Origin of the sequence: Faecalibacterium sp. IP-1-18 (assembly GCF_023347355.1) — a bacterium.
Taxonomy (GTDB): Bacteria; Bacillota; Clostridia; order Oscillospirales; family Ruminococcaceae; genus Faecalibacterium; species Faecalibacterium prausnitzii.
Genome location: NZ_CP094472.1, coordinates 2,651,147 through 2,673,316 on the forward strand (window position 1 = coordinate 2,651,147; position 22,170 = coordinate 2,673,316).

The 22,170-nt window shown below is 55.9% G+C and carries 22 protein-coding genes; 11 read left to right on the forward strand and 11 right to left on the reverse strand.

The window, feature by feature from the left end:
- Nucleotides 1–146 precede the first annotated feature (146 nt).
- The 11 genes from MTP43_RS12580 to rplM all read right to left on the reverse strand — a co-directional run bounded on the left by MTP43_RS12580 (nt 147) and on the right by rplM (nt 8,321).
- Entirely contained in the window at nt 147–1,904 is a 1,758-nt protein-coding gene (locus MTP43_RS12580; RefSeq protein ID WP_005929977.1) for a VirD4-like conjugal transfer protein, CD1115 family, read from the reverse strand.
- Nucleotides 1,901–2,383 (reverse strand): PcfB family protein, encoded by a 483-nt coding sequence (locus MTP43_RS12585; protein WP_005929980.1) that lies wholly within the window; start codon nt 2,381–2,383, stop codon nt 1,901–1,903. Before MTP43_RS12585 ends, MTP43_RS12580 begins: the two co-directional genes overlap by 4 nt.
- Before the next feature lie 18 nt (nt 2,384–2,401).
- The gene (locus tag MTP43_RS12590) at nt 2,402–3,037 is read right to left on the reverse strand and encodes a DUF3846 domain-containing protein (protein ID WP_002576407.1); all 636 of its coding nucleotides are present in this window, start codon (nt 3,035–3,037) and stop codon (nt 2,402–2,404) included.
- A gap of 10 nt (nt 3,038–3,047) precedes the next feature.
- Nucleotides 3,048–3,554 carry a hypothetical protein gene (locus MTP43_RS12595; RefSeq protein WP_249234872.1) on the reverse strand — a complete coding sequence of 169 codons (507 nt, stop codon included), beginning with the start codon at nt 3,552–3,554 and terminating at the stop codon, nt 3,048–3,050.
- Nucleotides 3,555–3,567: 13 nt separating this feature from the next.
- Nucleotides 3,568–4,476, reverse strand: a complete 909-nt coding sequence (locus MTP43_RS12600) for a ParB/RepB/Spo0J family partition protein (RefSeq protein WP_005929988.1) — start codon at nt 4,474–4,476, stop codon at nt 3,568–3,570.
- Between the two features lie 75 nt (nt 4,477–4,551).
- Nucleotides 4,552–5,397 carry an ATP-binding protein gene (locus MTP43_RS12605; RefSeq protein WP_005929990.1) on the reverse strand — a complete coding sequence of 282 codons (846 nt, stop codon included), beginning with the start codon at nt 5,395–5,397 and terminating at the stop codon, nt 4,552–4,554.
- Nucleotides 5,394–6,068, reverse strand: a complete 675-nt coding sequence (locus MTP43_RS12610) for a helix-turn-helix domain-containing protein (RefSeq protein WP_097772875.1) — start codon at nt 6,066–6,068, stop codon at nt 5,394–5,396. The genes MTP43_RS12605 and MTP43_RS12610 overlap by 4 nt, the downstream gene beginning before the upstream one ends.
- Nucleotides 6,049–6,216, reverse strand: a complete 168-nt coding sequence (locus tag MTP43_RS12615; protein ID WP_171032223.1) for a hypothetical protein — start codon at nt 6,214–6,216, stop codon at nt 6,049–6,051. Before MTP43_RS12615 ends, MTP43_RS12610 begins: the two co-directional genes overlap by 20 nt.
- The gene (locus MTP43_RS12620; protein WP_002576413.1) at nt 6,213–7,043 is read right to left on the reverse strand and encodes a phage antirepressor Ant; all 831 of its coding nucleotides are present in this window, start codon (nt 7,041–7,043) and stop codon (nt 6,213–6,215) included. Before MTP43_RS12620 ends, MTP43_RS12615 begins: the two co-directional genes overlap by 4 nt.
- A gap of 433 nt (nt 7,044–7,476) precedes the next feature.
- Complete coding sequence (gene rpsI / locus MTP43_RS12625) at nt 7,477–7,875, reverse strand: 30S ribosomal protein S9 (RefSeq protein ID WP_005921092.1); 399 nt, start codon at nt 7,873–7,875, stop codon at nt 7,477–7,479.
- A gap of 17 nt (nt 7,876–7,892) precedes the next feature.
- Nucleotides 7,893–8,321 carry a 50S ribosomal protein L13 gene (gene rplM, locus MTP43_RS12630; protein WP_005921094.1) on the reverse strand — a complete coding sequence of 143 codons (429 nt, stop codon included), beginning with the start codon at nt 8,319–8,321 and terminating at the stop codon, nt 7,893–7,895.
- 313 nt (nt 8,322–8,634) lie between these two features.
- On the opposite strand from rplM, the gene MTP43_RS12635 reads away from it, so the two are divergent.
- The 11 genes from MTP43_RS12635 to MTP43_RS12685 all read left to right on the forward strand — a co-directional run bounded on the left by MTP43_RS12635 (nt 8,635) and on the right by MTP43_RS12685 (nt 22,142).
- Nucleotides 8,635–9,204, forward strand: a complete 570-nt coding sequence (locus MTP43_RS12635) for a hypothetical protein (RefSeq protein ID WP_015537376.1) — start codon at nt 8,635–8,637, stop codon at nt 9,202–9,204.
- Nucleotides 9,201–10,001 carry a tRNA 2-thiocytidine biosynthesis TtcA family protein gene (locus MTP43_RS12640; protein WP_005921098.1) on the forward strand — a complete coding sequence of 267 codons (801 nt, stop codon included), beginning with the start codon at nt 9,201–9,203 and terminating at the stop codon, nt 9,999–10,001. Before MTP43_RS12635 ends, MTP43_RS12640 begins: the two co-directional genes overlap by 4 nt.
- Nucleotides 9,982–11,184 carry an alanine racemase gene (gene alr / locus MTP43_RS12645; protein WP_097783053.1) on the forward strand — a complete coding sequence of 401 codons (1,203 nt, stop codon included), beginning with the start codon at nt 9,982–9,984 and terminating at the stop codon, nt 11,182–11,184. Before MTP43_RS12640 ends, alr begins: the two co-directional genes overlap by 20 nt.
- 19 nt (nt 11,185–11,203) lie before the next feature.
- A complete protein-coding gene (lepA, locus tag MTP43_RS12650) occupies nt 11,204–13,015 on the forward strand; it encodes a translation elongation factor 4 (protein WP_005921103.1) in 1,812 nt (603 codons plus the stop codon).
- A gap of 219 nt (nt 13,016–13,234) precedes the next feature.
- Nucleotides 13,235–14,173: a metallophosphoesterase gene (locus MTP43_RS12655; RefSeq protein ID WP_242994668.1), complete on the forward strand. Its 939-nt coding sequence runs from the start codon at nt 13,235–13,237 to the stop codon at nt 14,171–14,173.
- A 46-nt stretch (nt 14,174–14,219) separates the two neighbouring features.
- Complete coding sequence (locus tag MTP43_RS12660; RefSeq protein WP_005921107.1) at nt 14,220–15,518, forward strand: hypothetical protein; 1,299 nt, start codon at nt 14,220–14,222, stop codon at nt 15,516–15,518.
- Complete coding sequence (locus tag MTP43_RS12665) at nt 15,515–17,353, forward strand: GGDEF domain-containing protein (protein WP_015537370.1); 1,839 nt, start codon at nt 15,515–15,517, stop codon at nt 17,351–17,353. Before MTP43_RS12660 ends, MTP43_RS12665 begins: the two co-directional genes overlap by 4 nt.
- A complete protein-coding gene (locus MTP43_RS12670) occupies nt 17,350–18,549 on the forward strand; it encodes a glycosyltransferase family 2 protein (RefSeq protein ID WP_015537369.1) in 1,200 nt (399 codons plus the stop codon). The genes MTP43_RS12665 and MTP43_RS12670 overlap by 4 nt, the downstream gene beginning before the upstream one ends.
- Before the next feature lie 14 nt (nt 18,550–18,563).
- Complete coding sequence (locus MTP43_RS12675; protein WP_113620764.1) at nt 18,564–19,676, forward strand: glycosyltransferase family 1 protein; 1,113 nt, start codon at nt 18,564–18,566, stop codon at nt 19,674–19,676.
- A 48-nt stretch (nt 19,677–19,724) separates the two neighbouring features.
- Nucleotides 19,725–21,104: an O-antigen ligase family protein gene (locus MTP43_RS12680; protein WP_113620763.1), complete on the forward strand. Its 1,380-nt coding sequence runs from the start codon at nt 19,725–19,727 to the stop codon at nt 21,102–21,104.
- 18 nt (nt 21,105–21,122) lie between these two features.
- Nucleotides 21,123–22,142 (forward strand): glycosyltransferase family 2 protein, encoded by a 1,020-nt coding sequence (locus tag MTP43_RS12685; protein WP_015537367.1) that lies wholly within the window; start codon nt 21,123–21,125, stop codon nt 22,140–22,142.
- The last annotated feature ends 28 nt before the right edge of the window (nt 22,143–22,170 follow it).

A 22,170-nucleotide genomic window follows, 5' to 3' on the forward strand; every position in this document is an offset into this window, starting at 1 on the left:
ATGTGCACCTGCAAATGGGCAAACATATAGCCAGGTCTCCAATCCCAATCAGAAACCTGGCTATGTAAAGAGGCGGCAGCTCGCCGCCCCTTATCTTATTCTGTTACCAGCAGCGTACCCATGACATCTTCGTCACCGGAACAAACTTATTTGGCATGATCTGCATCAACTACTTCGTACTTATCACCGGGCTTGAGCTTCAGCCGATGATCGAGAAACGTCTCGATGCTGAACGTGTTTTTCTTATCAGCACCGGCAGTGAGCTTGTAGTTCGGATGCTGGGTCAGATCGTATTTATCTGACTTGAACGGTCTGACACCGCGCAGCTGCAAAATGCACTTTCCGCCATCCAGCACAGCCAGTTCATCCACCGAAGCCAGGTCATGCCCAACCTTTTGGTAATTGGTGCCGTAAGATGGGCTGTTGCCTCTGGTATCGGAAGTGTTGTACAGATCAATCGTTTCTTTTCCCAATGCCTGATTCAGCTCTTTCAGCGTAGTCGGCTCCGAACCGCCAAGGAAAATACGAGAATCCATATTGCCGATGATGGTATCGGCATTGTCCTTGTAGATTGCCTTCAACTGGCTCTGTGCCTGAAGTACCAGACATGCCGAGATTTCTCTTGATCGGATGGTGGCTACCAGCTTTTCCAGATTTGGAATCTGACCAATGTTCGCACACTCATCAATCAGGCAGCGCACATGCACCGGCAATCTGCCCCCGTAAATATCATCCGCTTTCTCGCACAGCAGGTTAAACAGCTGTGTATAGATCATCGAAATCAGGAAATTAAAAGTCGGGTCTGTATCGCTCATAATGAGGAACAGAGCCGTTTTCTTATCTCCCACCGTATCCAGCGACAGCTCATCGTACATGGTGATATCGCGGACTTCCTCAATATCGAAGGGAGCCAGACGTGCACCGCAGCTCACCAGAATCGACTTTAAGGTCTTGCCCGCCGCCAGCTTGAACTTGGCATATTGGCGGACAGCAAAGTGGTTCGGTTTTTTCTTTTTCAGAGCTTCAAACATCTGATCCACTGGATTCTGAAAGGTTTCATCATCCTCGCGCACTTCCATCGCGTTCAGAAATTCAATCAGCGTTGCAAAGTTCTGCTCTTCCAGCGGTGCCTCATAATGGATATAACCAATCAAAGCACAATACAGCAAGGTCTCTGCCTTCGTCCAGAATTCGTCACCGGCCTTGCCGTCCCCTTTAGTGTTGGCAATGAGGGTTGTGGTCAGCTTCAAAATATCCTTTTCGCTGTGAATATACGCGAAGGGATTATAATGCATCGACTTTCTGAAATTGATAGTATTGAAAATCCGGATACTGTATCCGTTCTTCAAAAGGGCTTGGCCGCAGTCGATTACGATATCACCTTTCGGGTCAGTGACCACGTAGGAACTGTGACATTGTAAAAGGTTGGGTTTAAGCCAAAATCTCGTCTTACCGCTGCCGGAACCGCCGACCACAAGCACATTTTTGTTTCTGGCATTTGCCGGATTCTTCGGGCGATTGCCCATCATCAGCCGCTCCGTCCGGGTCAGAATCACATTGTTTGCAAACACTGGATCTTCAAACGGTTCGATGTCTTTCTGCGTACCCCACCGGGCAGAGCCATACTCCATACCATGACGATATTTCTTGGCATTTTTGCCTTTCAGATACACAGCAAGCCGCAGACCCGCTCCGCAGCACACACCAATCAGCAAATCCAGCGGATGCAGACTTGGCATCGGGTTGGAAAATGCTGCACCCAGGGCAGAAAGAAAGCCGAGGAGCTTTTCAGACATGTCTGCGCCCTCGGCAATTCTCCACGCTTCTCCCAGATTGGTACATACAAGACCGGCAATGAAGTACGGCAGGTTCAGGATCAGCAGCTTCTTGGTCTTATTACTCATAGATCACGCTCCTGACTTTTGTGACGAACCTTATCCGGCAGAATTGCAGCCACCAGTTCTTTGAGCTTGTTAAGCTGCTCCAGAACACTCGGTTTTTCCTTTGCTTTCAGCTTGCGGTTGGTGAATTCCTCAAAAGCGGAAGTCAGTGCATCCGCATCCTTCGCCTTAAAGAACACCGTGTACTTGGGTGGAATCACATTTTGGTCTTTCGTAATGGCATAATCCACACCGTATTTCCGCGCCACCTGTTCAAAGCCTTTCAAATCCGTTTTCTCAATGGGGATACTGCTGACTCCCTGATTCTGACCGATCAGTTCTTTGATGCTCTGCTTTCCAAGCGGCATCTGCGCTGATTTCTGAGCCGCCTTTGCCTGATGGTGCCGTTTCCACGCATTATAGCCATTCACGATAGTGCGAAATGTCAGTTTCGTGGTACTGATTGCCAGATTGACGGTACGATTTTCAACTTCTTCCTGCATGAATCTCCGCCTCCTTCCTTACAAACTGTCCCGGTCCGGTGCCGGTTTACTCTTTTCTTGGGGCTTTGCAGCCTTTTCCTCCATCTTCTTCACCATGTCATCCGGAACCGGAATCGCCATGATGCTGCGCCCCATACGAACGAACATCTGGGGCTGATGGAACTGCTCCTCAAATTTCTGCATCTGCTCCGAAGTCAGAGAACCAAAGTCATCCTCTGTCAGCCCTACCACCAGAAAATCACCGGCATAAATGTCCTGCATATCCCCGTCTTCGGTGTAAATCGCACGGTTCAGCGGCAGACCATTGATTTTGCCGGATTCATTCAGAATAATGGCCACTTCATCCTCAAATGGATAGGTGACTTCAATATCGCCGCCGACCATGGCCTGCAAATCTTCCAGCTCCGTGCCAACACTGATTTTCTTCGGATAGGCATTGGGCTGTACCAGCAGCACATCCATTGTCCTGGTCTCTGCCAATTCATGTTCTCCCACGGTCTTGAAATCCACACCGGTGAAATCGCCGGAATCCAGAACATAGTCCTGATTGTTCCACGCCTGCGTCACCATGCGTTCCGCATCTTCCTGTGAGGCAGCTTCCACGGAAACCTTTCTCTGGAGAGTCTCTGTAATCTCCACATCAAATTTCTTCATAGGCACCTCCTTAGATCAGGCGCAGTGCCGGAACCAACTCGCCGCCAATGGAAACCACCGTCAGGTTCTCGTTCACATAGTCGATGGTGCGTTCCAGCGTAAACAGATTGATGCTGCATTCGTTGCCGTTCTGGTCGATTTCCGAAACCTCCGCAGCTCCCAACAGATAGCGGGTTCTGTCAGTCTCGATCACATCGCTCTTATCATAATGGAGAAGCAGTTCCCTATCTGCCACCAGATCAGCCTCCATCTCATCGTAAACATCCTCAAAGATGTCTCGACTGCCATCCTCGGTCAGGAGTTCGCCGCCAGCCCCCGGCAGGATCACCATCACAATGCGCTCCTTCGGGTGATCTTCACGGATTGCCTCCAGCATCAGCCAGTTATGAAGCATCGCAATGGACTTCTCAAACATGGGATCATCCATCGGATTGGGCTGCGATGCACCGTGCGGGCAGTTCTTGCAATCCATGCTGCACACTGCGTTGTTCTGATTCTTCTTAAAGTTCATCATCATAAAAATCTCCTTCTCATCGTTCCATATCTCGTTGTTTACTTCGCTGCCATTTTTCCAGCAGCCGGATAATCGTGTCCTGCATCTGCTTCGGCGTATAGGATTTCGGGAAATACTTCCGAAGAACCTCGTTTTTAATCGTCACATGGTCAAGCTCATCCTTTTTGATTTCATTCATCACTTCACACATGGCATCCAACGTGCAGCCGCCCTCCTGTGAGAGCTTCTTCAGCCGCTGTGCCTGCGACAGGGATGGAGATGCCTGTGCATAGTCCATTGCCTCCAGAAATTCCTTCTGTTCAGACGGTTTCAGGTAAGACAACTCCACCGCCGGATTAAAGGCGATTTTCTTCTCATCCACCATATCCAAAATTTCAGGAATCAGGTTGGTAAGGCGGATATAGCGTTTAACCGTATCCTTACTCATTCCAACAGCTTCACCAATAATCTCCGTAGACAACTTCGGTGCAAATTGCTCCGAAGTCAAATCTTTTCTCTGACCCTGATGTTTCATCGCCTCCAACTTCATCTTGTAGGAAAACGCTCTCTCGCTGGGAAGAATATTCTCCCGCTGCAAGTTGCTGTCCACCATAAAGATGATTGCTGCATCATCGTCCATTTCCTTGACGATGACCGGCACAGTCTCCAAACCTGCCAGCTGCGCCGCATGAAGTCTGCGGTGTCCTGAAAGAATTTCAAATCCGCCTTCCGGGTCAGGTCGGACAATCAGTGGTGATACCACACCGATCTGCTTGATGCTCTCTACGGTCTGTTCCATCAGCTCGTCATCCAGCACCTTAAAGGGATGCCCTTCAAAAGGATGCAGGTCAGAAAGCGGCATCTCCGTCCGCTTCTCCTTAGCCGCAGCGTCGGCAGCTGAGCCACTGCGGTTTTCTGTTGTAATACTGGTTTTTGCTTTTGCCATTCAGCTTCTTAACCTCCTTCCAGCGGTGATAGATGTCATTCTTACCTGCGAAAAACGCCTTTTTTGCCTTGCACTTCATAGATCAAGTACCTCCTTAACGACCTGCTGTTTTTCTTTTCCAATGCTCTTTCTGCGGTCCTCTCCGCTGATTCGCACCGGCGTACACATTTCCAGAATCCTGCTGTAAATCCGGGCGTATGCCACATCCTGCGGATTGCGGATTTCTGCAATTTTCAGATTGGTTGTGATAATGACCGGAAGCCCGGACTTATACCGCTCATCAATGACAGCGTAGACCTGCTCCAGCGCATATTCGGTGCTGCGCTCAATTCCCAGATCATCCAGAATCAGCAAAGAATAGTTGGAAAACGAAGCGATATACCGGTATCGTTCTTCCGAATACATGGCACCCATCTGGTTCAGGATTTTGGAGAAGTTCGTCATCAAAACCGGAATGCCCTGATCCAGCAGCGCATTTGCTATACATGCCGCCACAAAGGACTTTCCGGTTCCGACATCTCCCCATAACAAAAGGCCAAGGTTTTCAGCCTTGACCTTTTTCCACTGCTCCACATAACGTTTTGCCATCTGGATGTCCTTGTTGTCTTCTGCAACGCCAAAATTCCATTCCAGAAGATGCTTTTCCTGAATCCCAGTTGCTTTCAGCTGCCTGATTTTACGCTGCCGCTCCACCAGTTCATCCTGGCGTTTCTTTTCCGCCATCGCTTCCTGCTGGCATCTGCAAAGGCAGGGAACAATCTTGTCTCTGCCCCAGAGCTTTACCCTGCACTGCACCGGAGTATGACAGTTCCGGCAATACAGCAGTCCGTCCACGCCCTGGTATTCCTGCTCTCCGGGTTCTTTCGGCGTAAAGAGCGAATCCAACGCCGCATTCAATACTTCAGGCACCATGTCGCTCATAGGCTGTCTCCTTCCTCAAATGTGTAGTCTGCCGGGTTATACTTCGGCTTTTCTCTCTTTGCCCAGCTCCGGATTGTGGCAAGGTGATTTTTGTAGCTCCTGCCGGTGGAAGCCATATACTCAGAGAGCCGTTCCACCCGCATCTGATAATCTCCTGGGAACTCCTGCCGGAGCTTGCCGTATTCCGTGTCAGAGAGAAGGACATTTTCGTATGAGCCATACCGGTGCTGGATTTCCTTCTTCTCTCTTTTATTGATTGTTTCAGTACTTGTTCTATTAGTACTTAATTGCGCGGGATTTTCCGTAACCGGTGTGTCCGTATCCGGATTTACCGTATACGGCTTTTCCGTACACGGTGATTCCGAACACGGCTTTTTCCTTGGCATCTCATAGATCACATACTCCGCTCTGCCCATCCGACCGTTACTCTCACGCTGCTGGTTCCTTTCCAGATATCCAAGACGTTCCAGTTCTTTCAGAGCTGTAAGCACCCCATCTACGCCATCCGGTGTAATCGAAGATAATCCCCGTACCGAATAGTTCCATGTGTCCGGTAAACTAAGCAGCATAGAGAGAAGTCCTTTTCCTTTCAGGCTGAGACCCTGATCCCGCAGGTGGTAATTGCACATCGTTGTGTAATTGCTGTTTTTCTCAACCCTGAATACCGGCATGGTGCTCACCATCCTTTTTCGCAGGCTCCGTTTTTTTCTTCGGACATTTGCGCGAACGATCTTCGCTGTCCTCCCGTCGATGGTATTTGCCGGTATCCTGCATCATGCGTTCAAACGCCTGAAGGCGTCCCTCTGTAAAAAGCGTCATTCGATCACACCCCATTTCTTAAACAACTTGAAGAGATGATTCTTTCCCTTGCAGGTCACTCTCGTCTGCTGCACCAGTTTTCCGCTTCTGCCGTAGCAATCCCGGACAATAAAATAGCCCCTTGCAGATTTGTCTGCAAAAGGCATCAGCCAGCCGCTTGGACTGCGGTACAGATAGCGGTGATCCAGTAAGAGAGCTACTGCCGTCTTCTCTGGGATTCCGATTTCCTTACAGAAATTCCGGATGCAGGTGCAATCTTCCGAATTTACAAAGGTGTCGAAGTAGTCTGCCTTGGGCTGTGCCGCATCCAGCTGTTTGCGGATACCCTCAAGCTGCTCTCTCTCGGCTACAAGCTCCTGTGCCAGTGTGTAGATGACCTCCGGATGCTGAATCACCTGATCCAAAATGGAATCGCTCATATACACACCATGCTTGCGAATGGACGGGAGAACTTCATCAAACACCCAGTGTTCAAATCGTTCTGCCGATGGCAGCTTGCTGTGAACGATCAGCCGGTAAACATCGCCTTCTGTGATAAAGGAGATTTCAACGACCTGCTCTCCAGCATCTCCATACTGATTCACCTTCTGAACGACCCCCTCGCGTTTCGTTAGGGGGCCTCTGCAATGGCGTTTCACTGCGGCGTAGGGATTCACATACCCCAACGCTTTCGCCACATCGCTTGCACAGAAGAAGGTCTTGCCCGCCTCTTGCAACACGCGGATCGAACCAAACTCCTGGTTCTCAAACACCTCCATCATCTGCCTTGACTGTCCGCCATGACTGCCCACATCGGTGTCATGGGTCTTCTGATTGAAATCCGTCATACCTGTTACCTCCTGCTCAAATTTGTCTCGCCGGATTTCGGGCGAAAAAAATAGAGCCTCGACCCATTCTCGTTTTCAAAGAATGAGCCAAGGCTCTATGTAACAGGATACCTGATATTAAATTTTTGCAGAATTCGTCAGAACTCGCCAAACGAACCTGACACTGTTTTTCATTCCGTTTCAGCCGGATTTTTGCCGAAAATCTGTCAAGGATATGGGGCTAATTTCCCCTCCAAAATGGCCTTCTGTAAACCCATTTTCCCACCCATTAGGCTCAAAAATAGGCCGTAAACCCATGGTAAACCCATCAAAATGGGTTAATTTGAAGTCAAATTTCCTCAAATTTCACCATCGGAATCAGGCGATTTCAGGCATAGAAAAAGCCCGGAAAATGGCGTATTTCCGGGCTTTTTTAGCATTATTAAGCTGTAGATTATCGCTTGCTGAACTGCGGTGCGCGACGAGCGGCTTTGAGGCCGTACTTCTTACGCTCCTTCATACGAGGATCGCGGGTCAGGAAGCCAGCCTTCTTCAGCACAGGACGGTTCTCGTCGCTCTGCTGCAGCAGGGCGCGGCTCAGGCCGTGACGGATAGCGCCAGCCTGACCGGAAACACCGCCGCCGGAAACGCGGACGACGACGTCATACTTGCCCTCCAGGCCCAGCAGGACCAGCGGAGAACGGACGATCAGCTTCAGGGTCTCCAGACCGAAGTAGTTGTCGATATCACGATCGTTGATGGTGATCTTACCGGTGCCGGTGTAAACGCGAACGCGGGCAACGGAATCCTTACGACGACCAGTGCCGTAGAAATAAGGTTTGGTTTCGTACATATTCGATTGCCTCCTTCTTAGAACTCGATCTTCTCGGGCTTCTGAGCAGCGTGAGCGTGCTCGGCACCCTGGTAGCAGTGCAGGCGGGTCAGAGCCTTATCACCGATGGTGTTGGAAGGGATCATGCCCTTGATAGCGTAGGTCATAGCCAGATCGCTGTTCTCAGCCATCAGCTTGCTGTACTGGACCTTCTTCAGGCCGCCGATGTACTTGCTGTGGGTGATGTGGAACTTCTGCTCGGCCTTCTTGCCGGTCAGAACAGCCTTGTCGCAGTTGATGACAACAACGAAATCGCCGCAGTCAACGTTGGGGGTGTAATCGACCTTCTGCTTGCCGCGCAGCAGAACAGCGGCCTCAGCAGCGACGTGGCCCAGGCTCTTGCCGGTAGCGTCGAGCAGGTACCACTTACGCTCGACTTCAGCGGGCTTTACGAGAGTAGTGCTCATATCTATTTCCTCCTGATAAGCTTTTTGTACGTTTCAGGCACCCTTTTGGGGCGCGAGTGTCAGTATACAACACAAAAACGCGCCTGTCAACATGATTTTTGGATTTTTTCGGCGGAAATTTTTGAAACTCTCAAAATCGCTCGTTTTCTCTCAAATCCTCTCGATTCCTGAATTCCGATTTTTGTAAAAGTTTTTTGCCCGCCCCGGCATATTTTTGCCATTTGCCCGCTACAAATCCCGCTGCGGTTGTGGTATACTATAAAGGATATGGGCGGTGCACCGCTGCCCTTGCCAACACAAGGAGAATACATCCATGCCAAATGAGATCGACCGCACTTCTTCGGCGCAGCGTCGCAGCTCCAAGCTGCTGACGGCGATGGCCATTTTCATCTGTCTGGGCATCGCAGCCTACATGGTGCTCACCCTGCTGGTGAACCGGCAGACCCCCGCGACGCCTGACACCCACTATACCGGCACGAATGGCATCTCTGTCTACTACGACAGCAGCGTGTGGAGCGTGTGCCGCATGACCGAGGACGCAACCCTCGGCACCGTGCTGGAGCTGGCCACCGCCGACACGGCAGACAGCGAGGACTATCAGGCCGTTTTGTTACAGCGGGGCACCGCCGACAGCTACGAAAGCTTTATCGAGGACTCGGAAGCCGACCTCAAGCAGGCCTACGGCGTCATCAAGCCCCGCAAGGTCAACCTGACCGTGGAGGGTGCAGCGGTAGAGGCGGTGCGCTGCGATATCCGCACCTACTACGCCGTGCTGGCCACCATTACCTACGACAGCGGCGATGTGGTCTATGTCTCGGCGCTGACAAAGCTGGCGTCCATCAGCGATGTGGTCAATCTGGTAGAAAGCGTGAGCCTGTCATGAGTGATCTTCGTGCAATGCAGCGGCTCTGCGGTTTAATGCGCAAGGCCGTACAGGACTATGAAATGATCGCCCCCGGCGACCGGGTGATGGTGGGCGTTTCCGGCGGCAAGGACAGCGTGGCGCTGACCATCGGCCTTTCCATGCTGCGCAAGTACATCGGCTTCGATTACGAGGTGGTGGCGGTCACGCTGGACCCGCAGTTCGACCATCAGCCCATGGACTACTCCGCGCTGGCAGAGCTGTTCCGGCAGCACGGCATCCCCTACGAGGTGCGCCGTACCGAGATCGGCCCTGTGGTGTTCGAGTACCGCAAGGAAAAGAACCCCTGCGCCCTGTGTGCCAAGCTGCGGCGGGGCGCGCTGCACACCGCCGCGCAGGAGCTGGGCTGCAACAAGGTGGCGCTGGGGCATCATCTGGACGATGCCGTGGAGACCTTTTATATGAACCTCTGGCGGGAGGGACGCATCGGCTGCTTCTCGCCGGTGACCTACCTCTCCCAGCGGGATCTCACCCTCATCCGCCCCATGCTGCTGGCAACCGAGTACGAGGTGCAGTGCGCCGTGCGGGAGGCGGGCTTGCCCATCGTGAAGAGCCGCTGCCCCGCAGACGGCGTTACCGTGCGGGAACAGACCAAGGAATTTGTGCAGGAGCGCTGCCGCACCGACCACGCCTTCCGCCAAAAGACTCTCCATGCTTTGCAGGAGAGCGGCATTGACGGCTGGCGTCCCGTCCACACGGGCCGGGGCAGCTTTATCGTACCAAAAAAGGAAACAGATCATGCAGAAACAACCGTTTGAAAAACACGTCTGGGCCGAGATCGACCTCGAGGCCCTTCGGTATAATTTCCGGGAGGTAAAGGCCCGGGCAGGGGCACTGCCCCTGTGCGCAGTGGTCAAGGCGGACAGCTACGGCCATGGCGCGGTACAGTGCGCCCGGGTGTTCGCCGAGGAGGGCGCCGCATGGCTGGCGGTCAGCTGCCTGACCGAGGCTGTGCAGCTGCGCAAGGCGGGGCAGACTTTGCCCATCCTCATTCTGGGGCATGTACAGCCCGCCTACGCCGCCGCCTTGATCCAGAACGACATCACCGTGGCCTGCTACTCCCTTGCGCAGGCACGCGCCTTGAGCGAAGCCGCCGTGGCGGCAGGCGGCAGGGTACACATCCACCTCAAGGCCGACACCGGTATGGGGCGCATCGGCTTTGCCCTGCGCACCGATTTTGACGCCGCCATCCGGGAGATGCTGGAGGCCTGTGCGCTGCCCGGGCTGGAAATGACCGGCCTGTTCCAGCATTTTTCCGTGGCCGATGACACCGCCCCGGAGAATGTAGCCTACACCGCCGAGCAGCACGCACTGTTCGTGAAAGCCTTCCACGCACTGAAGGCCGCCGGGCGGGAGCCTGCCCTTGTACACTGCGATAACTCTGCCGGGGTCATGCTGCACCCGGACTGGCCGGAGGGACTGCCCCGGGAGCGCTGCATGGCGCGCCCCGGCATCATCCTGTACGGCTACGACCCCAGCGACGAGGTGCGCTTTGGCCGCTTTAAGCCGGTAATGACCCTTAAGACCGTGGTGAGCATGATCAAGGAGATGCAGCCCGGCCAGTGCGCCAGCTACGGCCGCCGCTTTACCGCCGAAAAGCCCACCAAGGTAGCCACCCTTTGCACCGGCTATGCCGACGGCTATCCCCGGCTTTTGAGCTGCGGCAAGGGCGTGGTGGAGATCCACGGCAAAGCCTGCCCGGTACTGGGCCGGGTGTGCATGGATCAGATGATGGTGGACGTGACCGATGTACCGGAAGTGCGCGAGGACGATGAAGCCATCCTGTGGGGCGGAACCGTAAGCGACACCGCAGAGACCATTGCCCGCAAGACCGATACCATCCCCTACGAAGTGCTGTGCGGCGTTTCCCGCCGCGTGCCCCGCGTCTACCGCGACCACGGACAGATCGTGGCCGTGGAGGACTGGATCTTAGAAGCATAAAGCTGCCCGGAGGAACTACATGGCAAGAGACAACATCCGCAACTTCTGCATCATTGCACATATCGACCACGGCAAATCCACCCTGTCCGACCGCATTCTGGAACTGACCAAGAGCGTGGACGAGCGCACCATGGAGGATCAGATCCTTGACAACATGGATATCGAGCGCGAGCGCGGCATTACCATCAAGGCGCGTGCCGTGACCATGAACTATACCGCAAAGGACGGCAAGACCTACGAGTTCAACCTGATCGACACCCCGGGTCACGTGGACTTTGCCTACGAGGTCAGCCGCAGTCTGGCCGCCTGCGAGGGCGCCATTCTGGTGGTGGACGCCACGCAGGGCGTGGAAGCGCAGACGCTGGCCAACACCTATATGGCACTGGAGCACGATCTGGAACTGGTGCCCATCCTGAACAAGATCGACCTGCCCAGCGCCCACCCGGACGAGGTGGCGCAGGAGGTGGAGGACGTGATCGGCCTGCCCTGCATGGACGCGCCCCGCGTCTCCGCCAAGACCGGCCTGAACGTCGATCAGGTGCTGGAGCGTGTGGTGAGCGATATCCCCGCCCCCACCGGTGACCCGGACGCACCTTTAAAGGCGCTGATCTTCGACAGCATCTACGACAGCTACAAGGGCGTCATCGTCTACATCCGCGTGTTCGAGGGCTCGGTGAAGCCCGGCGACACCATCCGCATGATGGCTACCGGCGCAGAGTTCACGCTGGTGGAGGTGGGGCACATGGGTGCCACCTCCCTGACCCCCTGCGCCCAGCTGCAGGCCGGTGAGGTAGGCTACCTGACCGCCAGCATCAAGACGGTGCAGGACACCCGCGTGGGCGATACCGTCACGCTGGCAGAGCGCCCCACCGCAGAAGCGCTGCCCGGCTACCGTCAGGTCAAACCCATGGTGTTCTGCGGCATCTACCCCGCCGACGGTGCCAAGTACCCCGACCTGAAGGACGCGCTGGAAAAATTGCAGCTGAACGACGCCTCCCTGACCTTTGAACTGGAGACCAGTGCCGCGCTGGGCTTCGGCTTCCGCTGCGGCTTTTTGGGTCTGCTGCACATGGAGATCATCACCGAGCGTCTGGAGCGGGAGTTCGATCTGGACATCATCACCACCACCCCCAGCGTGCGCTACCGTCTGACCCTGACCGACGGCACTGTGGAGATGATCGACAACCCCTCCAGCTACCCGGACCCCAGCAACATCGTCAAGCAGGAGGAGCCCTTTGTGGATGTGCATCTGTACACCCCCAACGACTATGTGGGCGGCCTGATGGATCTTTGCCAGAGCAAGCGCGGCGTCCTGATCGATATGAAGTATCTGGACGATGTGCGGGTAGATCTGCACTACGCGCTGCCGCTGGGCGAGATCGTGTACGACTTCTTTGACGCCATCAAGAGCCGCAGCCGGGGCTACGCCAGCTACGACTATGAGTTCAAGGAGTACCGCGAGAGTGATCTGGTCAAGCTGGACTTTTTGCTCAACGGCGACCCCGTGGACGCCTTGTCCATGATCGTGTTCCGGGACAACGCCTACGCCAAGGGACGCCGCATCTGCGAAAAGCTGCGGGACAACATCCCGCGCAACCTGTTTGAGATCCCGGTGCAGGCAGCCATCGGCGGCAAGATCATTGCCCGCGAGACGGTCAAGGCCATGCGCAAGGACGTGCTGGCCAAGTGCTACGGCGGTGATATCTCCCGTAAAAAGAAGCTGCTGGAAAAGCAGAAGGAAGGCAAAAAGAAGATGCGTCAGCTGGGCAGCGTTTCCCTGCCCAGCGAGGCCTTTACCGCCGTGCTCAAGCTGGACAGCGACGACGATTGATCTGCAAATATACAAAAGGGATGCTGCGTGCGCGGCATCCCTTTTTTGATGGGAACTCCCAAATGTGAAATCCGCCCATGGCAGAGATGCTCTCTTTGCTTTTCCTACTAAATATGTTATAATTTATTTATATATCAGTTTTTGTATCCGTTTTTGGAAAGATGGGCTGCGGCCTTGTGCTGCGCCCTTCTCTATGCAACGTTCCCCGGCAGAAAGGATGTGGCCTTTATCAAAGCAAAACACGGAAAAGGCGCAGCGCAAAACAGCAGACATACACACAGCGGCGGCGCACAGAGGGCAGCGTTCCTCTGGAAGCAGGTGCTGCTGACGCTGCTGGTTCTTGTTGCCCTGCTTGCCCTGCTGGGCGGGGCGCTGTGGCAGAATATCTGCTATAACCGCACCCACTATACGGCAGAGTTCTATCAGATCCATTCCCGCAAGCTGACCCAGAGTTGCCGGGTCGTTTTTCTGACCGACCTGCATCTGCGGGAATACGGAGCAGATAACTGTGAGCTGGTGCAGGATGTCCGCAGCCTTGCCCCGGATCTGATCCTGCTGGGCGGCGACTTTGTGACCTACGGCGAAGGCACCAATTATGATAATATGCTTTCTCTGTTCCGTCAGCTGAGCGAGATTGCCCCGGTATGCGGCGTGCTGGGCAACCACGAGGACGAGCTGTATTTTCTGGACAACGACCGGGAACTGGTGGAAAAGTTCACCGCCGCCGGGGTGACCGTCCTGCGCAATCAGGAGGCGCGCTATACCATCCACGACAATGTCATCAGCATTCTGGGCGTGGAGGGCAGCCCGGAGGACTTTTACAACTACGGTGCCAGTACCTTTATGGACAGCGTGGAGCCGCAGACGGACTATGACCTGCGCATCTGTCTGGCACACGTTCCCACCTACTTTCCCGAGCATCTGGAAAATTATTCCTTTGAGCTGGGACTGGCCGGGCACACCCACGGCGGCATCGTGCGTCTGCCGAAGATCGGTCCGCTTTATACCGCCGAGGAGGGCTTTTTCCCCGACTATGCCGGGGGCAGCTATACGCTTGCCAACAACGCCACCCTCATTGTAAGCCGGGGACTGGGCGATTCCAGCTGGGTGCCCCGCATCAATAACGTGCCGGAGCTTTCGGTCATTGACATCGACTAAGCAGTCTGCACCGCGCGTGCAGGCCGCTGCAAAAGGGTAGAATGCCATGGATGACATCAAAGAAAAGATCAAACAGGCGCTGCGCCATATCTGGATCAATAAATACCGTCTGTTTTTCTGCCTGCTGACCTTGTGCTGTCTGTTCGGGCTGGTTCACTATTTCAAAAGTGCGGACAGCGCCACCGCCAGCCTCTCCTTCAATTACTCCGAGGCGGCGCTTGGCATGAACCCCAACAAGACCCGCTTCAACGCCTACGAGATCGTTTCGGACGAGGTGATGGAACGCGCCATCCGGCGGGTGGGCTTGCAGGACAGCCTGACTGCATCCCAGCTGGCCCAGTGCCTTTATCTCAGCCCGGAAGGCACCGGCAGCGCCAACGGCAGCGAGTATATCAGCACCAACTACTATCTTTCCATCAATACCCGCAAGCTGGAGCTTGGCAGCCGCAAGGCTACGGATCTTTTGCAGAGCGTGTGCGAATCCTACCGGGAGATCTTTCAGAGCAACTACTGCGACAACCAGAGCCTGCTGAAGGAAAAGCTGGAAGTGACCTCTGCGTGTGAGCCTTACCTACGGCTGAACGAGCTGGAGGTGCGCGCTGAGGGGCTGAACCGCTACCTGAACGCTCGTCTGCAGGAGAACAAAAGCTTTACGGACGAGGCAAACCCCGACTCTGCCACCAACAACTTTACCACGCTGGGTAAAAAGATCAACAATCTGGTGGATTACGACCTGCCCAATGCCATGGCCTTTGTCATTGAGGGCGGCGTTGCCCGCGACCCGTCCATGCTGACCAGCATTCTGGAATACAAGAACAAGATCGACGATCTTGCCATGCGCACCCAGCAGGCTTATTATGACGCCGACAAAAAGGGCATTTCCATCTACGAAAAGTCCATGACCTCCATCATGATGATCCCCACCGTGGACGAGGACAGCGAATACTATATGTCCCGCACCAAGACCGCCATGGATGCGCTGGCGCGAGCGGCAGACGCTTCTCTGGCCGATGCCACCGACTACCAGTCCGAGATCGTGAGCACGAATTATGTGATCCAGAAGATCCGGGAGCTGGATGCCGGCCAGCCGCGTCTGGCCGAGGCGCAGGCCATGGTGAACAAGCTGGAGACCGCCATCAACGAGATCTCGGAGCAGCTGTTTGTACTGGACAAGGCGTATATCAAGTACAAATCCCAGAACTATATTACCTTTACCTACGGCTCGGCCTCCTTCCTGCAGCGCCTGAGCCTGAAAAAGACCCTGATGGAGTCCGTTGCCGTGATGCTGGGCAGCGCATGGCTGCTCCACGAACGTAAACGCAGAAAGGCAAGGCACCGCAGATGAAAAAGTTTGAGATCCTGCGCTATCTGAAGCGTTTCAGCCTGCTGATCTTTCTGGTGTCGCTGGCAGGTGCGGCCGCCATCTACCTGTATGCAGACGGTAGGCAGAAGTACACTGCATCGGTCATTATCCGCTATACCAACGACGGCATCTCGGACGGCTACACCCCGGACGGCAGCGAGCTGGACGTCAACGAGATTTACTCCTCCACCGTCATCTCGCAGGCCATGGATGCACTGGGTGCTTCCGGGCGGCTGAGCACCATCCGTTCCAACATCTCGGTGACCCCGGTAATCTCGGAAGATCAGCAGACCATCAACGAGGCACTGCTGCAAAAGGGCGAAGAGGTGACCTATTTCCCGGATACCTACAAGGTGAGCCTTGTGGTGGATGGAGAGCAGGGCGCGGGTTATGCCCGCAATATGCTGGATGCCATCATCCAGAGCTACTGCACCTATTATACGGAAAAATATGTGGAGCAGAAGCTCTCGCTCAACCCCTCGTCCGGTCTGCTGGACAACGGCTACGATTACTACGAGTGCATCCGCATTCTGGAAAACGATACCAACGAGATGCAGGACTATCTGCTGAGCAAGCGGGAGCACTACCCGAATTTTCGCTCCTCCCGCACCGGCTACACCTATGCAGACCTGTGCGATATCTATTCCGACTTCAAAAAATACACCATCCCGGCGCTGTACGCCTATGTGCTCAACGGCCCGCAGGTGCGGGACGGCACGGTGCTGCAGGAATATCTGGCCAACACCATCGAAACTGCAAAGCAGAACGAACAGATCACCACCGAGCAGCGGGACAGTCTGTGGAGCCTGACCGACCAGTATGTGTACAAGAACGCCGATCTGCTGCAAAACTACTTTACTGACCGGGGCGAGGTGGTGTCCTCGGACTATATCCTGAATAACATCGAGCTGGAAGGTGCTGGCGATAAGGCACAGACCACCTACGACGGTCTGGTGCTGAAACTGGTATCGCTGGAACAGCAGGTCGCATCCAGCCAGATCGACCGGCAGTTTCAGGAGGAGATCCTGCAAAGTTTCCGCAACGTGGATTTTGGCGGTACAAGCGAACAGCATGCTGCAATGGAAAGCATGATCAACGACTACGAGGCGCAGCTGAAAAGCTACTACGAGATCATCAATACCAGCAGCAAGGAGCTGAACCTGTACATCAGCGCGGATTATCTGAAGATGATCAGCTCGGTGCAGGTGGCTGCCGCCATCAATGTCAAGCTGTACCTGATGCTTGCGCTGGTGCTGTTCTTTGTCATCGGCTGCTGCGGCGCAATTCTGCTGGGCCGCATCTCGGATGCGGTGGATTATCTGCTGTATGTGGACAAAAAGACCGGTCTGCCCAACCGCGAAAAGCTCAACGTGTATATCACCGGCATGGCCGACCGCATCCTGCCGGAGGACTATACCTGCTTTGCTTTGCAGCTGGACAACCTGACCGAGATGAGCCGCCGCTTCGGCTACCATGTGGGTGACGGCATCCTGAAGGATTTTTCCGGTCTTTTGCAGCTGATGGGCGATACCGACGGCACGGTGGGCTACAACGGCGCGGGCAAGTTCCTTGCCTTCTTTGATGAATGCAGCACCCGGAAGGCAGAGGTCATGATCCGCATCCTGCAAAGTCAGGTGGACGAGTACAATAAGCTCAACCCGGAGTACCCCATCCTGTTCACCGCCGCATGGGCCACCGCCTCGGAGGAGAAGCTCTACCATGTGCGCGACCTTGTGCGCTGCGCACAGAAAAAGATGGCCCTGATCGCAGAGGAGGGCGGCGCTGTCCTTGCCGGAACGGAGCGTGGTGAAGCATGATCCAGAACCGACGCGCTTACCAGCTGATCCACTGCCACACCCGCAGCCGTCTGCTGGCGGGCGCTGCCGCCGTGTGCGGCGCAGCCTGCGGCCATGCAGACCTTGGGCTGTACCATCTGCTGCACCGGGGCGGTGCCCCGCTGCCGGACAGCACACAGGCCGACCGCGCCGCGCTGGCAGCCCTGTGCCCGAAACCCGCAGCAGAAGAGACCTGCCCGCTGCTGCCGCCGCAGGACCCGACGGTGACCCTTTCGGTCATTGTGCCGGTGTACAACGGCGAAGCTACCATCGGCCCCTGTCTGGACAGCATTTTGCAGCAGGAGACCAGCTGCACCGTGCAGCTGATCGTGGTGGACAGCGATTCCACCGACGGCACAGCCGCCGTGCTGGAACGCTACCGGGCACTGCCCGGGGTGTTGCTGTGCAATTGCAGTGCGCCCCGCAGCGCCGCCGCCGCCCGCAACGAGGGGCTACGCCACGCCGTGGGCCGCTGGCTGATGTTCGTGGACAGCGACGATCTGTTATTGCCCGGTGCCATCCGCACCCTGCTGGAGGCCGCACAGCGCCTTGACGCCGATGTGGTGCAGGGCGGCTGGCAGTACCTGTACACCGACGGCACCCACGGCCCGGTGCAGCGCTACCCGGCGGCAGTCTACGCCGGTGCTGCCGCGCCGGAGCGGTTCGAGCTGCCCGGGATGCCATGGGGCAAGGTGTACCGGCGGGAGCTGTTTGCACAGGTGCGCTTTCCGGCTTACTATACCTGCTTTGAGGATGCCATCATCCATTTTCTGGTATTCCGGCTGGCAAAGACTGTGGCCTCTGTGCCGGAGATGGTCTATCTGTGGCGCAAAAACCCCAAGGGGCTTACCGCCACAAGTCAGCACCGCCCTGCCGCCGTGCAGAGCTACTGGATCATGGAGCAGCTGGCAGTGCAGGATGCTGCGCTGGGCCTGCCCCACGATGCGTTGTACCGCTGCACCCTGACGCTGCAGCTTTCGGCTTTCTGCTATGCCACTGTATCCGGCCTGCCGCCGGAAACGCAGCAGGCTGTTTTCCGGCTGTGCTGTGCTTTGTACGCAAAGGCGCTGCCGCAAGAGGGCGCACTGCCCCGCCGTGCCCGCTGGGGTGCCCGGGCGCTGCGGCAGCAGGACTTTGGGCTGTGGTGCCGCTACGGCAGAAGATTTCAGTTGTTATAATGTAAGGAGTACCCATGATACGAGTGCTGCATTCGGTCAGCAATATGGACCGCGGCGGGATCGAGACCATGCTGATGAACTACTACCGGCATATCGACCGCGAAAAGGTCCAGTTTGATTTTATCGTCAACAAGCAAAAGCCCGGCGATTACGACGACGAGATCCGCCGTCTGGGCGGGCATATCTACCAGAGTCCGGGATTAAACCCGCTGCACTACCCGGCGTATCTGCGCTTTGTGCAGCAGACCGTGGCCACAGACCCCCGCATCCGCATCCTGCACGCCCACAACGAGGCGATGGGGCTTTATGCCCTGAAGGGTGCGGAGAAGGCCGGGCTGCAAGTGCGCATTGCCCACGCCCATAATATCTGGATCGTCCGGGACTACAAGTGGCCGCTGAAGATGTTCTGTAAGCAGCTGCTGCCCGGCGCCGCCACCCACCTGTGGGCCTGCGGCCGGGATGCGGGCATCTACTACTTTGGCAAAGCGGACTGGGAGCGCCGGGGACAGATCATTCCCAACGCCATCGAGCCGGAGACCTTCCGCTTCTCCCCCGCCGTCCGCGCCGAAATGCGGGCGCGCTACGGGCTGGAGGACCGGGTGGTGCTGGGTCATGTAGGCCGCTTTGATGTCCGCAAGAACCACGAGCGTCTATTGGAAATCTTTGCCGCCTTTTTGCAGCTGGAACCCCGGGCGATGCTGGTGCTCATTGGTACCGGCAGGCTGGAGCAGGCTGTCCGTGCACAGGCGCAGGAACTGGGCATCACAGACCATATCCTGTTTGCCGGGTTGCAAAGCAATGTGGCCGACTGGTACCAGATGATGGATCTCTTCGTCATGCCCTCCCGCTTTGAGGGTCTGCCGGTGGTGGGGATCGAGGCGCAAGCCGCTGGGCTGGGGTGCGTATTTTCGGACGCAGTGCCGGCGGAGGTGCTGCTTTCTTCCCATGCCATCCAGATCCCGCTTTCCGCCAGCAATGCAGACTGGGCAGCAGGCTTGCAGCGGATGCTCCACCAGCCCTGCGACCGATCTGCTGGTGCAGAACTGATCCGACAGGCGGGCTACGATATCAACATCGCCGCCGCCCGCTTACAGCAGCAGTACCTGCAACTGGGAGGGCAGGCGTAACCCCCCGGCGGCTGCGGGAACACCCACAATAAAAGGAGAGCCCTTTTCATGCACACATTGGATCAGATCCTGACCAAAAAGGATTACAGCCGGAAAACTCCGGCCTCTTTGTTTTATAAGGACAGCCCGCTGTGGCAAAAACTGCTGACCATCGGTTGCGTGGTCTTTTTGGCCGGTGCCGGGCTGGGAGAGTGGAAACCAATCAACAGCGCAGTGGGCGGCCTTCCCAAAGCCATCTCTCTGGGGGTGATCGGGCTGGCAATGCTGTACACCCTGTTTTACCCGGACGAAAAGCGTCTCCGGGAGTTATGGAAGCCTACCCTGCTTTATATGTCCCTGATGGCGGCGCTGTTTTTCTGGTCGATGGTCATCTGGATCGAAAGCTTTGCCGCAGTGTCTTCCATGATCCGAAGCTGCTCCAAGATCGTGTTCCAGAGTATTGCCATCCTCACTGCCGTGGCGCTGGTCTATCTGTTCCGGGAAAAAGCCATCGAGCTGTTTACCATCAGCATCTGCATTGCCAACACGGCCATCATGCTGCTGAGCATTCCTGGCTACGGTTTTGCAGCCAGCATCCAGTCTCTCGTTACCTGTTTGATCACCTTCGGTGATGCGGATGGCTATGCGCTGCAGCTGGAGATTCACGACCTGACCTTTGTGTTCGGGCAGATGATCTTGTACTACGCCGTTTTTGCTCCTCGTACTACCCGGCAGGAAAAGCGCAAGCGCTGTCTGTATCTGCTGCTCTGCTGCTGGTTTTTTCTGGTCGGCATGAAGCGCATCGCCATCCCGGCGGTGGTTCTGTTCGTCCTGATTGCTCTGCTTCTCCGCAAGCGCAAAGTCCCCGGCTGGTTTTACCCGGCAGTGGGCGTCTGCTGTATCCTGTTTTTTCTGGCATTCCTCTACTGTGTGCGCTACGGTGTTATTTCAAGGTTGCTGAACAGTTTTGGCATTGACATGATGGGACGGGACTATCTGTGGAGCATGGCGAATCCCTACTATGAATTTTCTATCACCTATATCGGCCGCGGTTTTGAATATGTGGACACCATCATCGCCCAGTGGTATAATGACGGGCTCATCAACCAGCCTTACCCCTTCCACAACGACATCCTGAAGGTCTTTGTAGAGGTAGGCTTTCCGGGTTTTCTGCTCTGGTCCAGCATCCAGTATGTTCTGACTCCGCTGTTCTGGCAGCGCTATGCAGACCAAGAGACCACGTTGCTGTATCTGTCCGAGCTAGGCTATATGACGGTGACCTACCTGACCGATAATACCGCCTTTTATTTCTGGAGCACGATGGCGCTGCGTCTGGTGACGCTTGCCTACGCCATGGAGCGCAAAAAGCCCCCGGAACCCAAGGTGTGGATGCCGGACAGTCGGCAGGAGATGCGGGACCGCATCCATATTCTGATGAAGGAAGTGTGACGGCAAGGAGTGAAAACAATGCCCTGTATCTCGTTTATAGTGCCTGTTTATAATATGGAGCGCCTGCTGCCCCGGGCGCTGCGCTCACTGCGGGCGCAGACTTTGACCGACTTCGAGGCCATTCTCATCAACGATGGCTCTAAGGACGGCAGCGCCGCGCTGTGTGCACAGGCTGTTGCCGAGGATGCGCGCTTTCGCTTCATCGACCAGCCCAACGGCGGCGTAGCCACTGCCCGCAACGCGGGTCTGGATGCAGCCCGGGGCGAGTATATCTTCTTTCTGGACCCGGATGACTGGGTAGAGCCGGATGCGGCAGAAGTGCTGTATCATGCCGCCCGGAATGCTGATGCGGACTGCGTGGAGTTTGGGCTGTATCTGGACAGCTATGATGAAAACGACCGGCTGCTGCACACGCAGACCAGCGGCAGCACCCTCTCCGGCGTGTACCGGGGCGCGCCCTTCAAGGAACATTTCGACGAGACGGCGTCCTCGTATCTGGTCACCAATAAGCTGTTCCGCCGGGCGTTTCTGGAGCAGCATCGGCTGCGTTTCTCCTGCCATCAGCTGGGGGAGGACGGGCTGTTCTTTGTAGCCTTTTATCGTCAAAATCCCGGCTGTCTGGTGGTGCTGGAAAAGCCGCTGTACCACTACACCGCTGCCCGGCGGGGCAGTCTGTCCAACAGCTACCACCCGGAGCGTCTGGAGGATAACTTTTATCTCAGCGATGCAGTGTGGGACACCGTTGCCGCGTGGGGCTTACAGGACAGCCCCATGCACCGCGCAAAGGCGAGCTACTGCACGATCCGCGACCTGATGATGGGAATCAAGAATCTTGGATGCAGCCCGCTTTCCCTTTCCGAGCAGACTGCTTGGCTGCGCAGTACCCTGCAAAAGCCCCGGGTGCGCACGGCGGTGCGCAGCACCCCACTGCACGCCATGCAGAGCCGGAACGACCAGGTAAAGCTGTTGCTGCTCAAGCTGCGGCTATGCCGCGCGGTGCTGCTGCTCTCGGGCGCAAATCAGCGTAAGAATACCTGAAGAGAAACGCAAAAATCCCCCCGCTGCC

What these genes read in the sequence shown, in the direction of transcription:
- MTP43_RS12580 (WP_005929977.1), bottom strand. Translation starts at nt 1,904, where the DNA reads ATGAGTAATAAGACCAAGAAGCTGCTGATCCTGAACCTGCCGTACTTC.
- MTP43_RS12585 (WP_005929980.1), bottom strand. Translation starts at nt 2,383, where the DNA reads ATGCAGGAAGAAGTTGAAAATCGTACCGTCAATCTGGCAATCAGTACC.
- MTP43_RS12590 (WP_002576407.1), bottom strand. Translation starts at nt 3,037, where the DNA reads ATGAAGAAATTTGATGTGGAGATTACAGAGACTCTCCAGAGAAAGGTT.
- MTP43_RS12595 (WP_249234872.1), bottom strand. Translation starts at nt 3,554, where the DNA reads ATGATGATGAACTTTAAGAAGAATCAGAACAACGCAGTGTGCAGCATG.
- MTP43_RS12600 (WP_005929988.1), bottom strand. Translation starts at nt 4,476, where the DNA reads ATGGCAAAAGCAAAAACCAGTATTACAACAGAAAACCGCAGTGGCTCA.
- MTP43_RS12605 (WP_005929990.1), bottom strand. Translation starts at nt 5,397, where the DNA reads ATGAGCGACATGGTGCCTGAAGTATTGAATGCGGCGTTGGATTCGCTC.
- MTP43_RS12610 (WP_097772875.1), bottom strand. Translation starts at nt 6,068, where the DNA reads ATGCCGGTATTCAGGGTTGAGAAAAACAGCAATTACACAACGATGTGC.
- MTP43_RS12615 (WP_171032223.1), bottom strand. Translation starts at nt 6,216, where the DNA reads ATGACGCTTTTTACAGAGGGACGCCTTCAGGCGTTTGAACGCATGATG.
- MTP43_RS12620 (WP_002576413.1), bottom strand. Translation starts at nt 7,043, where the DNA reads ATGACGGATTTCAATCAGAAGACCCATGACACCGATGTGGGCAGTCAT.
- rpsI (WP_005921092.1), bottom strand. Translation starts at nt 7,875, where the DNA reads ATGTACGAAACCAAACCTTATTTCTACGGCACTGGTCGTCGTAAGGAT.
- rplM (WP_005921094.1), bottom strand. Translation starts at nt 8,321, where the DNA reads ATGAGCACTACTCTCGTAAAGCCCGCTGAAGTCGAGCGTAAGTGGTAC.
- MTP43_RS12635 (WP_015537376.1), top strand. Translation starts at nt 8,635, where the DNA reads ATGCCAAATGAGATCGACCGCACTTCTTCGGCGCAGCGTCGCAGCTCC.
- MTP43_RS12640 (WP_005921098.1), top strand. Translation starts at nt 9,201, where the DNA reads ATGAGTGATCTTCGTGCAATGCAGCGGCTCTGCGGTTTAATGCGCAAG.
- alr (WP_097783053.1), top strand. Translation starts at nt 9,982, where the DNA reads ATGCAGAAACAACCGTTTGAAAAACACGTCTGGGCCGAGATCGACCTC.
- lepA (WP_005921103.1), top strand. Translation starts at nt 11,204, where the DNA reads ATGGCAAGAGACAACATCCGCAACTTCTGCATCATTGCACATATCGAC.
- MTP43_RS12660 (WP_005921107.1), top strand. Translation starts at nt 14,220, where the DNA reads ATGGATGACATCAAAGAAAAGATCAAACAGGCGCTGCGCCATATCTGG.
- MTP43_RS12665 (WP_015537370.1), top strand. Translation starts at nt 15,515, where the DNA reads ATGAAAAAGTTTGAGATCCTGCGCTATCTGAAGCGTTTCAGCCTGCTG.
- MTP43_RS12670 (WP_015537369.1), top strand. Translation starts at nt 17,350, where the DNA reads ATGATCCAGAACCGACGCGCTTACCAGCTGATCCACTGCCACACCCGC.
- MTP43_RS12675 (WP_113620764.1), top strand. Translation starts at nt 18,564, where the DNA reads ATGATACGAGTGCTGCATTCGGTCAGCAATATGGACCGCGGCGGGATC.
- MTP43_RS12680 (WP_113620763.1), top strand. Translation starts at nt 19,725, where the DNA reads ATGCACACATTGGATCAGATCCTGACCAAAAAGGATTACAGCCGGAAA.
- MTP43_RS12685 (WP_015537367.1), top strand. Translation starts at nt 21,123, where the DNA reads ATGCCCTGTATCTCGTTTATAGTGCCTGTTTATAATATGGAGCGCCTG.